We start from the raw sequence: 13426 nt of genomic DNA, 5'->3' as shown, positions 1-13426 counted from the left end.
GAAGTTCAATCAGTGGCCTGACCCGACGCTTACATGCGGCGTTGTGGTGTTTTCTGTTGCGGCCAGGATGCCCGCCAGCTTCTGGCTGAGTTCTCCCAGCGTCGCCTGCGATTCACCAGTGATGTCGTAGATATCGATGAGCTTGTTCGAGTGATCTTTTACCATCCCCAGGATTTCTTCCTCCGACCGGCTTGACAGGCCAAGGTACGCAAAGGCAGTGAGCAGGTCGTCAACAATCCGCGTCGTGAAGATCGACCCCTGGTACCGGGCGTCGTCATATTTCCTGCGGTATGACTCGACGGTTTGTCCTACGGCGTGCAACAGGTTCCGAATGTCCTCCCGCATGCTTGCGTTGTCGGCAGAAGTCTGCAACGCCATCAGCTTGGCATCCGCCGTTTCAGCCGCGATGGCGAGATGGTCCCTGATTCTCCCGCACAGATCGGCGTCGGCCACCGGCATGTTGGTGACCAGGACGGTAATGTGCTCGAAGTTGTAGGCGCAGTGCGTGCGAAATTCGAAGATGCGATCCATCGTACGGATGTGATTGATTACCGAAATTTCCAGCGGCCAGTTCTCGCCCGCCTTGCTGAAGGTTTTCTCGAAATTGCGCAGGCGAATCTGCACGGCGCCGTCCAGATGGAAGGCGTCTAGCGATCGAAGTATCGCTTCCACCATTTCCTTGATGTTGGCGCATTCGTTCAGCGAACGCAGGAATTTGATCAGGATGGCGTACTCGTCCAGGTTGGCAAGCACCAGTGTGGCCAACTCATCCGAATCCTTGACTTGTGCCAGCAGCGCTTTCTTGTCTAGTTCGATCCGCCGTAGATTTTCGATCTTGCGCGAAAGAGCCGTGATGTTGAAGGGCTTGACGATATAGTCCTCGCCCCCCGCATCGTATCCGGCCATTACCGCATCCAGATCGTCGTGGCCGGAAATGAACACCACCGGAATGTTCATTTCCGGCAAGCTCTTGATGTTGCGGCAAAGATCATAGCCATCCATACCGGGCAGACCCACATCGAGCAAGAAAAGGTTCGGTTGCTTATGCGTCAGCCTGGCCAGGCAGCTTTCGGCTGAGTCGAAGGCTTCCACTGCATGCTTTGTCCGAAGCATCGACTCGAGCAGTAGGCGCGTCGTGTTGTCGTCATCGACAACGAAAACCGTGTAGTCCGTTTCCATTCTTGTCTCTCCAGGCTGAAACCGTGCAATTAGCCGACCCATGCCAACAAGGTGGCTGAAAGTATCTGGTATTCCCGGCGCAGATCGATCACGGTGGCGCTGTCGATATTGCCGCCACCTTTGAGGTGATCGTCAAGCTCCTTCATGCGCTTCGAGAGCTTGATGCCCCCGATCTGCGCCGTCAATCCCTTCATGGTATGCGTTTGTCTTTCGGCGGCCTTCCAGTTGCCAGCCGCAATGGCCTGTTCCAGTTGATCGAAGTAGTCGGGTATGTCTTCCGTCGCCGACCGGATAATGACCCTGGCGAGTTCGCGGTCGTCGCCCAACTGGGTGAGCAGAGTTTTTTCGTCGAACACGGGCGAACCTTCTTCCTGCGTCGTGATCAACGCTTGTGGCGCTTGCGGCGCCGGGGCCGCCTCTGCCGCTTCAAGCATTTCGCTGCCGCCGGCCAGCCAATGTCCCAGCATGGCCATCAGCTTCTCGATAACGATGGGTTTTGCCAGAAAATCGTCCATGCCGGCCTCAAGGCAGCGCTTGCGATCATCCTCGAAGGCGCTGGCGGTCAGGGCCACGATGGGCAGTCGCGGCCGGGCATGCTCTGTTTCCCATCGACGTATCTGCATTGTGGCTTCATAGCCGTCCAGGACCGGCATCTGGCAGTCCATCAATACCAGATCGGGGGCCATTCCTCCGGTGATCGCCTCTACGGCCTGCTGACCATCCTCGACGAAGTCACAATGGACTCCGGGTTTGTTGAGCATGGCCGTGAGCACCAGTCGGTTGGTCGGGTTGTCGTCAACCACCAGGATGTGGCCGGTGAAGGTGCCGGGGCGCACGACCGGTGCCGTGTCGTCAGCGCCGACGATTGCCTGACGCTTTTCATCACGGCTGTCCTCGCCCGGCGCAAGGAGTTCGGTGCGAATGCGGAACCAGAAACGTGCCCCTTGCCCGGCTTCGCTCTTGAGCCCGACATCCCCGCCCATCAGCTTGGCCAGGTTGCGCACGAGGGAAAGACCGAGCCCGGTGCCGCCAAACTGTCGTGTGGTCGAACTGTCGGCCTGCGAAAACGCTTTGAACAACAGCGTCTGCTTGTCTTCCGGAATGCCGATGCCGGTGTCGGTGACGCTGAATTCGAGGAGGGTGTGCGATCCATCGCGCTCGACTTCGCGCGCTTCGATACGGATATGGCCCTTCGCCGTAAACTTTAGGGCGTTGCCCACCAGGTTGGAGAGCATCTGGCACAGGCGGTGAGGATCGCCCAGGTAGCGCTGGCCGGGTTGTCCAGAAGCGCCGGCCCACTCGGATTCGATGCGTAACCCCTTCTGACGGGCGGCTTCCGCAAACAATACCCGGATTTCGTGAATGATCTGCGCGGGCTCAAACGGGATGGATTCCAGTTCAAGTTTGCCCGCCTCAACCTTTGAAATGTCGAGAATGTCGTTGAGCAAGGTGAGCAGTGTCTGACCGGAGTTGAGGATGATCCGGGCGTAATCCTGGCGCTCGTCATCCTTGATAGTCGGCGTCAGCAGCAATTGCGCCATGCCGAGGATGCCGTTCATCGGCGTGCGGATTTCGTGGCTCATTGTCGCCAGGAAACGGCTTTTGGCGACGTTGGCGGCTTCGGCGGCTTCCTTGGCGCGGTAATACTCGGTGACATCCACCCGGAAACCGACAATTTGCCCGGAGGCTGTGTGCCGTTCCGTGATCCTCAGCCAGCGACCGTCATCGAGTTGCTGGACCAAATCCTGATAGCCTTGACGATGGGACGCCAGTCGTTCGGCAATCCACGCCTCTTCGCGGCCGATCGCATTCTTGTACTGACGGTGCTCGACACCGTAACGAATGATTTCTTCAAAGCTGCGCCCCGGCTCGATGACGGGTGCCGAGAGAGCGTAGAGTTCCCTGTACTTCTGATTACAGAAGGCGAGCCGATCCTCGGCGTCGTAGACCACAAAGGCCTCGCCGATGGTTTCGATGGCGGAGCGCAACAGCAGTTCGGCTTGCCGTATTTCCTCCTCGGCTTTCTTGCTCGCCGATATATCCTGATGGGTTCCCGACATCAACAAGGGTTTGCCGTCGGCCGTCCAGCTGGACACTTTGCCCCTATCAAGCACCCACACCCAGTGACCATCCTTGTGCCGCAAGCGAGATTCGCATTCGTAGTAGCTGAGTTCTCCCGCGAAGTGCTTTTCGAGTCGCTGCCCCGACAATTTCAGATCGTCCGGGTGCGCAAACTTCATCCAGGTTTCGATCGAAACCGGGGCGAGATCATCGAGGGTATAGCCGATGATCTCTGTCCAGCGATCGTTGAACACGGCCTCTCCGGTCTGGACGTTCCACTCCCAGGTGCCGACGTTGGTGCCTTCAATGATGTCATTCAGGCGGCGGCGTTGCGTGATCAGTTCTTCTTCGCTCCGCCTTTTCTCGGTGATGTCGTAATTGATCCCGATCATCCGCAGCGGCTTTCCCTCGGCATCGCGCAGCACCTTCGCGGCAGCCTTGATATACCGCACCTCACCCGTCGGCCACTTCACCCGGAACTCGGTATCGAATGACTTTTCGCCGCGCAGCGCTTGGGCGAACTCCTCATCGCCGCGCACCTTGTCGTCCGGGTGAAGACCGTTTTGCCAGGCCTCATAGGCCCCGGAAAAATCCTCTTCCCGAATGCCATACAGGGCATACATCCAGCGATCCCAGACAAGCCGGTTTTCCGGTACCGCAAAATCCCATACTCCGATTTGGGCTGAATCGGCGGCAAGTGATAGACGCTGGTTAAGCTGGACGACGTTGCGAGCAAGTTCCGCGGCAATTTCTTCGTTGTGCTTTCGCTCCGAAATATCGCGCGACGACGCATACAAGAAGTTCTCGTCGGCGATCTCTATTTCTTTTGCATTGATTTCGACATCGATTACCGTGCCGTCCTTGCGTCGATGCCGGGATCCAAACGTTGCCGGTGTTTTGAACAAATCCTGAATGACTTCCGGAATCTTTTCTTTCGGTATCTGCGCCTCCCAGTCCGCCGCATTGAAGCCACTGATCTCTTCGTCTGTATACCCCAGCATGGATGCGAACGAGCGACTGAACTGGACCAGGTTACCGTTTTGATCAAGGATATGGATGCCGTCACTGGCCGTTTCGAGCAAGGCATGCAGGCGGGCGGTTTCCTTGGCGAGCGCCATTTCAGAGGCGCGTCGCTCGGTGATGTCGGTGATGACTGAATACAGCAGCGCGTGCCCATCAATCTCCAGTGGGCAGGAGCGCACCTCGACCTGGCGGATCTCGCCGCTCGCCAGGCGGTGCTGAAAATAAAAGCAGTCTCGTTTCTCAGATGCAGCCAAGTCCATCTCGGCCCTGATCTCATCTCGCGACAACTGATTGATTTCTGAAATCGACCTGTTCCGCAGTTGTTCCCTGGCGTAGCCGTAGAACGTCGCAGCGGACTCGTTGGCATCGACAATGGCGCCATCATTCGGATCGATCAGCAGCATCGGTATCCTGGGTCTCTCAAACATCACTCGGTAGCGGGCCTCGCTTGCCCTGAGCGATTCCTCAATATGCCTGCGCGCCGTGATGATGGCGCCTGTGCCGCGGTAGCCGGCAAAACAACCTGCCTTATCCACATGAGGTATTCCGGAAACAGCGATCCAGACTAAGTTCCCGCCCTTGTCGCGAATCTGGTACTCGAAATTCTTGAAGGGCTGGTGCGCGTCGAGTAGGGCAAGGTGTGCCTGAATGAGTTCCGGCGGATTGAGCGCATCCAGATCCAGCAGTTCCTTGCGACTCAGGCCGATCAACTGGGCCAGGGGCAGCCCATAGACCGCTTCAAAGTTGTCGGAAAAGTAACAGAAGCGGTGCTCTGCATCCGTCTCCCAAAACCAGTCGGAGGTGCTCTTTGAGAAGTCACGCGAACGCGCTTCGTCTTCCCGCAGTGTCTCGGTCATCTGCTGCGCCAGCACTTCGGCGCGGTGGCGACCGGTGGCCTGCTGTCTCAGCAGCAGGGCAAGCATGGCGCTGAACAGTGCGCCCGCAGCGAACACCAGCCACTTCGACGAGCGGTCGAACGCCGCATCAAACTCGGGTGTACTGCGTACGCGCAGGGTCAACTCCCGACCTGATATCGATAGCGTCCGGGCGATGGAATAGCGACTCGCCACCGTGGCCACCTGGTCGGTCCCCAGAGTGGCTACATGATTGTCGGTGTCGTACAGCAGCATGTCGCCGGAGGTGCCTGGCAGCCCGTCGAAGAGTTCGAAATCCAAGCGGCGCGGCCCTACGCCGGGCATTGCCGCCAGCAACTCCGACATGACGATGGGCGCGTACAACAAGCCGACCAGCGACGCGCGACGCTGGGCTGCGTTCGAGGGGCTGGTTCCCTTCGCGTACAGCGGAACATACAGCAGCACGCCGGGGGATTTGCGGTTGTCCTGCACCAGCGCGATCGGCGCGGTGACGGTCGGCTCGCCGCTGTCGATGGCACGCTGTGCTGCGGCACGGCGGTTGGCTTCCGAGCCGATGTCGAGACCCTGGGCGCCGGCGTTGTTCGCCGCCGGCTCGATGAACTTGATGACGTACAGATCGTCGTGGTTCTTGTCCGCCAGTTGGCGAAGGGCGAATTCCGGTGCTTCGTCGGCCCGTTCGGCGGCCACGAAGGCGTCCACATCCCGGCGCATGACGCGCTGAATGAAGCCAAAGCCCCGCACCCCCGGGAAGTCTTGCACCAGGTCGCGCGACTCAACGTAGGCCCGAAACTCCGCGCGCTCCACGCTTTTGCTGGCAGCGAACAGGCCCCTGGCGCCGTTCAATCCGTCGACCGGGCGGCGAAAGCGCACGACGATCTCGCCGGAAAGGTGTTGGACGCGGCGCTGGAACTCGGCCTCGGTATTCAGGTCGATCTCATTTTGCCACCACCATGCGCCGCCAGCAGCAATGCATAGCCCGAGCAAGAACGTCACCCCGGCCAGGAGAGCGGGTACGGATCGCGGCAGTTGTCTATTCCATAAAGACATCATGGGATCCGTTCAGGGGAACATCGGGTTCGCTTGACGTCATGGTCAGGTCTGGTCAAGCAGCAGGATGAAGGTCTTCTGGAACTCAGATACCGTAAACGTTCACATCCCCTCCGTTTTTACGCTGCTGCCGGGATAGCGGGAAGCGGGGGAAAAGTGAGGTTCCCTCGGTTTTTCGTCTTCCAAAGGGTGGGGTTCATGCTACCTGTTTTTCCTGATCCTGCGTGCTGAGCCACTTCTCCATGAACTGAACAGGCGACAGGTAGCCCAGGCTCGAATGCTGGCGTTTTCAATTGTAGAACACCTCGATGTACTCAAAACTGGTGGCCGTCATGGCGGCATGGCTGGCATGACGTAAGCGCTTCCAGATAAATTTTTCGAGTTAAGCCAGTATGCCTGCATACTGTCCGCTCCAACCTCCGGAATGCCTCGCCATGTCCCGCAGAGCCAAAAAGTTCACCCTCACAGCACAAGAGCGCCAGCAACTGACGCAGGTAGAGGAGCGAGGCAGTGACTGGCGCGAACGCCGGCGAGCCCGGACCGTACTTCTCCTGGCTGAAGGAGGGTCCCTTGACGGAGTGGCGAAACAGCAGAAGCTCCACAAGGAAACCGTAGCCAACCACAGGGATGCCTGGCTGGCCAGGGGGTTCATCGGGCTGCGCGACCTGCCGCGCAGTGGTGCCCCTCGCAAACTATCGGAAACGTATCAGCAGGTACTCTGCGCCTGGGCGACGGCTGAGGCCTGTACGGCCCCCCAGTTGAGGGACCGCCTGTCAGAGGAACATGGCGTACAGGTTTCGGTGGGAGTGGTTCAGGCGGCCTTGAAAGAGAAGAACTATGTCTGGAAAAGGACCCGGCACAGTCTAAAAAAAACGGGATGAGGCGAAATTTCGAGCAGCCCAGGTAGAAATAGATGAATTGCTTGAAAAAACAAAGCTTGGCGAACTCACGTTATCGTATATGGATGAAGCCGGCTTTGTGCAGACCCAGCCCAATCGGAGCGCCTGGACCGAGACAGGAGAGGTGCACCGCATCACGGCCGCGCGGGGAAAGCGTCTGAATGTGATGGCCGCGTTGATCTCGACGGGTGAATTGTTCACGGCCAAGTTCTGGGAGACAACGACCGCAGCTCTTTTTGGCGGCTTCCTCGGTCTCCTCCTGGAAAGCGTCGGCAGACCCCTGACGGTGATTCTGGACAATGCTTCCATCCACAAAGCGAAGGAAATCCAGACCCTGTTGGCCCTGCTGAAAGAGAAGGGCCTCACGCTTTACTTCCTGCCACCCTACAGTCCGGAACTGAACCGCATCGAGAAGCTCTGGCACAAAATGAAGTACGAGTGGATGGCCTTCAAAGCACGGAACTCTGCCGGGCTTGAGGCTGACGTCGACAAAATTCTGGACGGTTTCGGCTCTCATTATCGAATGACTTTTTGCTAGGCGCTTACGCCATGTACCCGCTCATTCTTGAAGCTGTTGAACCAACTCTCGGTGGGCGCATTATCCCGGCAGTTGCCCTTGCGGCTCATCGAACAGGTCATGCCATATTCCTTGAGCTTGTCCTGAAAGGTATGGCTGGCGTACTGGCTGCCGCGGTCGGAAGTGATGCATCAGACCCGTGGCAGGCCGGCGGCGGAACCACGCCATGGTCAGGGCGTCCGTCACGATGTCTGCCGTCATGCGAGGCTTGAGTGACCAACCCACAACTTCCCGGTTGAACAAATCCAGCACGATGGCCAGGTACAGCCAGCCTTCATCCGTCCATAAATACGTGATGTTCTAGGTCCAGACCTCATTGGGTGCCGTGGGCGTGAAATGGCGGGCCAGCAGATTCTCCGACACCGGGAGGGCATGGCGCGAATCCGTCGTCACCTTGTAGCGGCACTTGTGACGGGCGTGAATCCCGTTCTCGCGCATCAGCCTCTCTACCCGCTCCTTGCCCGCACAGAAGCCACGTCTTTGCAGTTCGCGCACCATGCGTGGGCTGCCATAGGCGCCCTTGAGTTCGGCATGAATGGCCTGGAAAGTGCCAGCATCTGCAGGTCCGTCAGCCCCTTGCGCTCCGCCACCCCGCCTCGCTTCGAGGCTCGGTAACCGCTGATACTCACCTTCAATGCCTCGCACAGTTCCGACAACGCGAACTCCCGCCGATGCGAGTCAATCCAGGCGTACTTCACAGGGCATCCCTCGCGAAGTACGCCGCCGCTTTTTTTACTATTTCAATCTCCCGCTTGAGTCGCGCGTTCTCGGCTCGCAGCCGTGACAGTTCCTTCTCTTCTGGCGTCACCATCCGGTTGCCCGCGCCGTTTGAGGTGCCCTTCGCCGCCGCCTTCACCCCGTTGCGCAAGGTCTGCTCGACCAGCCCCAATTCCTTTGCCACACCTCCGATACTCTCGCCGGCCTTTACCCGCTTTACCGCCAGGCCCCTGAATTCCGGCGTGAATGCCGGCTTCGGTATCTTCATTTCTCGCTCCTAAAGTGACTGAATCCTACGTCACCCTTGGAAGACGAAATTTCGGGGGAAGCTCAGTGTCGTTCTAGCTGCCTTTCAGGCTTTTTGCAGGGCCTCGTCCCGCAATTCCCGGCGCAGAATCTTGCCGACGTTGGTCTTCGGCAGTTCGGCCCGGAATTCAACCTGACCGGGTACCTTGTAGCCTGTCAAATGCTCGCGACAATGGGCAATCAGCGCCTCGGCGGTCAGTGCGGGGTCTTTCTTGACGACGAAAATCTTGACCGCCTCACCCGATTTGTCATGCGGCACGCCAACGGCAGCCACTTCCAGGACCCCTGGATGCTGCGCCACGACATCCTCGACCTCGTTGGGGTACACATTGAAACCCGAAACGAGGATCATGTCCTTTTTGCGGTCGACGATGCGAACGAAGCCTGTCTCGTCCATCACCGCGATGTCGCCGGTCAGCAGAAAACCGTCAGGCATGATGACCTTGGCGGTCTCTTCAGGACGATTGTAATAACCCTTCATCACCTGCGGACCCCGTATGCAGAGTTCGCCACGTTCACCGAGGGGAACATCGACCCCGGCATCGTTGCGAATCGCCACTTCGGTAGACGAAATCGGCAAGCCGATCGCGCCGGTATAGGCAGGAATGTCGAGCGGATTGATGGTCGCGGCCGGCGACGTTTCGGTCAGACCATAGGCCTCGATCAGGGGCTTACCGGTCACCTGCTTCCACTTTTCGGCGACTGCCCTCTGTACCGCCATGCCGCCGCCGAGAGTGACTTTCAGCTTGCTGAAATCGAGGGCGCAGAAGGCGTCATTGTTGAGCAGGGCATTGAACAGGGTGTTGACTCCGGTGATCACCGTAAACGGATGCTTGCCCATCTCCGCGACAAAGCCCGGGATATCGCGCGGATTGGTGATCAACAGATTGCTGGCGCCGATCTTGAAAAAGGTGAAACAGTTCGCCGTCAGCGCGAAGATATGATACAGAGGTAGCGCGGTGACCACGAGGTGTTGCTCGGTCCCGAGCGCAGGCTTGATCCACGCGTGCGCCTGTGCCAGGTTTGCCAGAATGTTGCGATGAATCAGCATGGCTCCCTTCGACAGGCCTGTCGTACCCCCGGTGTACTGCAGAAACGCAAGGTCGTCCTGAGTGACGGTAACCGCCTTCAGTTCACCCGCCCCCCCCTTGGCGATGGCGGTGCGGAAATTGACTGCACGCGGCAGGCTCCACGCCGGGATCATTTTCTTGACATACTTGACCACGAAGTTGACAACCGCGCCTTTGGGAAAACCGAGCATGTCGCCAAGACGGGCAATCACAATATGCTTGACCGGTGTCCTGTCCAGAACCTGCTCCAGTGTCACCGCGAAGTTTTCGAGGATCACGATCACTTCCGCACCTGCATCCTTGAGCTGATGCTCCAGTTCACGCGGCGTATACAGCGGATTGACGTTCACCACCACGTAACCCGCACGCAAGGCGCCAAAAATGGAAATCGGATACTGCAGGACGTTGGGCATCATCACTGCCACACGTGAGCCCTGGGGCAGCTTCAGGACCGATTGCAGGTAGGCAGCAAAATCCCTTGACAGCTTGTCGAGTTCGCCATAGGTGATCTCGACGCCCATGTTGATGTAAGCGACGCGGTCGCGGTACTGTGCCACGCTCTTTTCGAAGAGTTCGCCAAGCGACTGAAACTCGCTCAAGTCAATCTCGGCCGGCACACCTTTCTGATAGCTCTTTAGCCAAATCTTCTCCACCTGTTCTCCTCCGGGGTTACTTGGTCTCTCCATGGATCGTATCGATCGATGTCTTCGTCAGCGCTGCCTACTGGCCATCCGCCCACGCGCGGGCTGCCGCTTGCGAAACGCTACGGGGTTCATTCTAATGGATTTTTTACTCTGACGGACCCCTTGAACGTGATTCCAGGGGTACTCGCAGCACCTGTGGCGACAAGTGGCGTGGACGAACAAGGCTCATGCACCCGGATTCGACACGGAAGCTGGCACCGCTAACGGCAGCACTTTGGCCGGAGGACCGGCCACCAGCGCCGCTGCCGACACCAGGAATCAGCGCTGCAGGTACTTGAGCTTGCCCGGCTTGTTATTCCACTCGTCGGCGTCGGCCAGGGGTTCCGTGCGCTCGACGATGACCGGCCAGGTACTGGCCAATTCGGCATTGAGCGCGATGAACTGACGCTGCGCCTCGGGCACATCGTCTTCGGCAAAAATGGCTTCTGCCGGACATTCCGGAACGCACAAGGTGCAATCGATGCACTCCTCCGGGTCGATCACCAGGAAGTTCGGACCCTCATGGAAACAGTCGACGGGACAAACATCAACGCAGTCCGTGAATTTGCATTTGATACAGTTTTCAGTAACAACGTAAGTCATCGTCGCGCTTCTACAGATTCAGACGGCAAAGACTATAACGTATTTGGCGCTGAGGAGACAGACCTACGCCTTCCCTTGGGAGGATTTTTTCGCTAGCATTGCGGGGCTGGTTACGAGCGCGGCTAGTTCCGCTCAATCCCAACGCCCGCTACGCATCCCATCCCAGATCCCGCAAGAGGTTTTAATGAGCGAACACATCCACCACGTTACGGACAACAGCTTCGGCACCGAGGTACTTCAATCGGAGGAACCTGTTCTCGTTGATTACTGGGCCGAATGGTGCGGTCCGTGCAAGATGATTGCGCCACTCCTGGACGATGTCGCCAACGACTATGCGGGTCGCCTCAAAGTAGTCAAGCTGAACATCGACGACAATCAAAGGACACCTGCCAATTATGGCATCCGTGGCATCCCGACGCTGATGCTGTTCAAGAACGGCAACGTTGAAGCAACGAAGGTCGGCGCCCTTTCGAGATCGCAACTGATCACCTTCATTGACAGCAACCTCTAAAGTCGATACCCTCATTGTCTGGAGGTTCGCTGGGTGCAACACCTGACCCACAGCAACTGACGAGCCCGCACAGAACCTTCAGGCGTCCTCCCCCTTTAGCATTACCCTGCCGGCCCCACGGCACTTCGCTTGGCACGCGTTGCATTTGCGACGACGCGCGGCGCGTTTGCTTCTTCCCCTCTTCGTCTTCAGCACATGCACTTATCCGAACTCAAGGCACTCCATGTCAGCCAGCTACTCGACATGGCCATTACTAACAACGTCGAAGGCGCAAACCGATTGCGCAAGCACGAACTGATCTTCGCGCTGCTCAAGAATCAGGCCAGAAAGGGCGAGAGCATTTTCGGCGACGGTACGCTGGAAACGCTCTCCGATGGTTTCGGTTTCCTGCGCTCGCCGGATACCTCGTATCTGGCCAGCACCGACGACATCTACGTCAGCCCGAGCCAGATCAGGCGCTTCAACCTGCATACCGGAGACACCATCGAAGGTGAAATCCGTACGCCGAAGGACGGGGAACGCTATTTCGCCCTGGTCAAGGTCGACAAGATCAATGGCGAAGTGCCCGAGGCGTCGAAGAACAAGATTCTCTTCGAGAACCTGACGCCCCTGCACCCCGCCGAGCACCTGAAGCTCGAGCGAGACATCCGTGGCGAAGAGAACATTACCAGTCGAATCATTGACATCATCGCGCCAATAGGCAAAGGCCAGCGCGGTCTGCTGGTGGCCAGCCCGAAAAGCGGCAAGACGGTGATGATGCAACACATTGCGCACGCGATCACGACCAACCACCCGGACGTCACCGTGATTGTCCTGCTGATCGACGAGCGCCCCGAGGAAGTGACCGAGATGACACGCTCGGTCCGCGGCGAAGTTGTCGCATCAACCTTCGACGAACCGGCAACACGTCATGTACAAGTAGCGGAGATGGTCATCGAAAAAGCCAAGCGGCTGATTGAGCACAAGCGCGATGTCGTTATCCTGCTTGACTCGATCACCCGCCTGGCGCGCGCCTACAACACCGTCCAACCGGCATCAGGCAAGGTGCTCACCGGAGGCGTAGACGCCAATGCACTGCAGAAACCAAAACGTTTCTTTGGCGCTGCGCGCAACATCGAGGAAGGCGGCTCACTGACGATCATCGCCACAGCACTGATCGACACCGGCAGCCGTATGGACGACGTCATCTACGAGGAATTCAAGGGCACCGGCAACATGGAGATCCATCTCGACCGTCGCATGGCCGAGAAACGAGTCTACCCGGCAATCAACGTCAATCGTTCGGGCACCCGCCGCGAAGAACTACTGCTCAAGCCGGATGTCCTGCAAAAGATGTGGATTCTGCGTAAGTTGCTGTACAACATGGATGATCTCGAAGCGATGGAGTTTCTGCTCGACAAGATCAAGGCCACCAAGAACAACGCGGAGTTCTTTGATTCCATGCGCCGCTGAACACTTTCCGCAAGCAACGCGGTTGTCGGACCGCCGACACCGTACGGCGGTTCCGGGATGTGCCAGAATGCGAAGCTTCTGACATCGGAATTGCAGAGCAGCCGGAAATCGTCGATAATGATTGTTTTTATTGCCTAGTGTGTCGGTCCTTGCCTCCTTGGGCTCGACCGACTGGTCCAACATACAGGAAAAGCACCAGATGAAAGCCAACATCCATCCTGCATACAACGAAATCGCGGTGACCTGCTCCTGCGGCAACACCTTCACGACCCGATCGACGATGAAGAAGGCGCTGCATGTCGAGGTGTGCGCGGCCTGCCATCCGTTCTACACCGGCAAACAGAAGATCATTGATACGGCTGGCCGCGTCGAGAAGTTCAATCAGAAGTACGGTGCGATGCGTAAGCCGGCCTAGGCCAGAAT

At 58.1% G+C, this 13426-nt stretch carries 9 protein-coding genes and 2 pseudogenes; 5 read left to right on the top strand and 6 right to left on the bottom strand.

Features of this window, described 5'->3' with window-relative positions:
* Positions 1–9: 9 nt before the first annotated feature.
* From AC15MQ_RS14530 to AC15MQ_RS14520, 3 genes and pseudogenes are all read right to left on the bottom strand, one after another.
* The gene (locus AC15MQ_RS14530; RefSeq protein ID WP_483080471.1) at positions 10–1179 is read right to left on the bottom strand and encodes a response regulator; all 1170 of its coding nucleotides are present in this window, start codon (positions 1177–1179) and stop codon (positions 10–12) included.
* Between the two features lie 29 nt (positions 1180–1208).
* Positions 1209–6185: a PAS domain S-box protein gene (locus AC15MQ_RS14525; RefSeq protein ID WP_483080470.1), complete on the bottom strand. Its 4977-nt coding sequence runs from the start codon at positions 6183–6185 to the stop codon at positions 1209–1211.
* A gap of 196 nt (positions 6186–6381) precedes the next feature.
* A pseudogene (locus AC15MQ_RS14520) lies at positions 6382–6513 on the bottom strand (IS3 family transposase); the annotation flags it as partial.
* Between the two features lie 106 nt (positions 6514–6619).
* On the opposite strand from AC15MQ_RS14520, the gene AC15MQ_RS14515 reads away from it, so the two are divergent.
* Together AC15MQ_RS14515 and AC15MQ_RS14510 are read left to right on the top strand one after the other, a co-directional pair.
* The gene (locus tag AC15MQ_RS14515; RefSeq protein WP_287652175.1) at positions 6620–7066 is read left to right on the top strand and encodes a helix-turn-helix domain-containing protein; all 447 of its coding nucleotides are present in this window, start codon (positions 6620–6622) and stop codon (positions 7064–7066) included.
* Between the two features lie 37 nt (positions 7067–7103).
* Positions 7104–7622 carry an IS630 family transposase gene (locus tag AC15MQ_RS14510; RefSeq protein ID WP_483080469.1) on the top strand — a complete coding sequence of 173 codons (519 nt, stop codon included), beginning with the start codon at positions 7104–7106 and terminating at the stop codon, positions 7620–7622.
* Positions 7623–7630: 8 nt separating this feature from the next.
* Here AC15MQ_RS14510 and AC15MQ_RS14505 read toward each other — a convergent pair.
* From AC15MQ_RS14505 to fdxA, 3 genes and pseudogenes are all read right to left on the bottom strand, one after another.
* A pseudogene (locus AC15MQ_RS14505) lies at positions 7631–8646 on the bottom strand (IS3 family transposase); the annotation flags it as partial.
* Positions 8647–8730: 84 nt separating this feature from the next.
* Complete coding sequence (gene fadD, locus AC15MQ_RS14500; RefSeq protein ID WP_287651917.1) at positions 8731–10407, bottom strand: long-chain-fatty-acid--CoA ligase FadD; 1677 nt, start codon at positions 10405–10407, stop codon at positions 8731–8733.
* Positions 10408–10716: 309 nt separating this feature from the next.
* The gene (gene fdxA / locus AC15MQ_RS14495; protein WP_287651918.1) at positions 10717–11040 is read right to left on the bottom strand and encodes a ferredoxin FdxA; all 324 of its coding nucleotides are present in this window, start codon (positions 11038–11040) and stop codon (positions 10717–10719) included.
* 184 nt (positions 11041–11224) lie between these two features.
* Between fdxA and trxA the strand changes: the two genes are divergently transcribed.
* The 3 genes from trxA (at position 11225) to rpmE (ending at position 13418) form a co-directional block, all read left to right on the top strand.
* Entirely contained in the window at positions 11225–11551 is a 327-nt protein-coding gene (trxA, locus tag AC15MQ_RS14490) for a thioredoxin TrxA (RefSeq protein WP_287651919.1), read from the top strand.
* 195 nt (positions 11552–11746) lie between these two features.
* Entirely contained in the window at positions 11747–13003 is a 1257-nt protein-coding gene (gene rho, locus AC15MQ_RS14485) for a transcription termination factor Rho (protein WP_287651920.1), read from the top strand.
* 199 nt (positions 13004–13202) lie between these two features.
* On the top strand, positions 13203–13418 hold the full coding sequence (rpmE, locus tag AC15MQ_RS14480) for a 50S ribosomal protein L31 (protein ID WP_287651921.1): 216 nt from the start codon (positions 13203–13205) through the stop codon (positions 13416–13418).
* Positions 13419–13426: the final 8 nt, after the last annotated feature.

Source organism: Candidatus Accumulibacter propinquus, from assembly GCF_056856495.1.
This window is presented reverse-complemented; position numbering and strand designations above follow the sequence as displayed.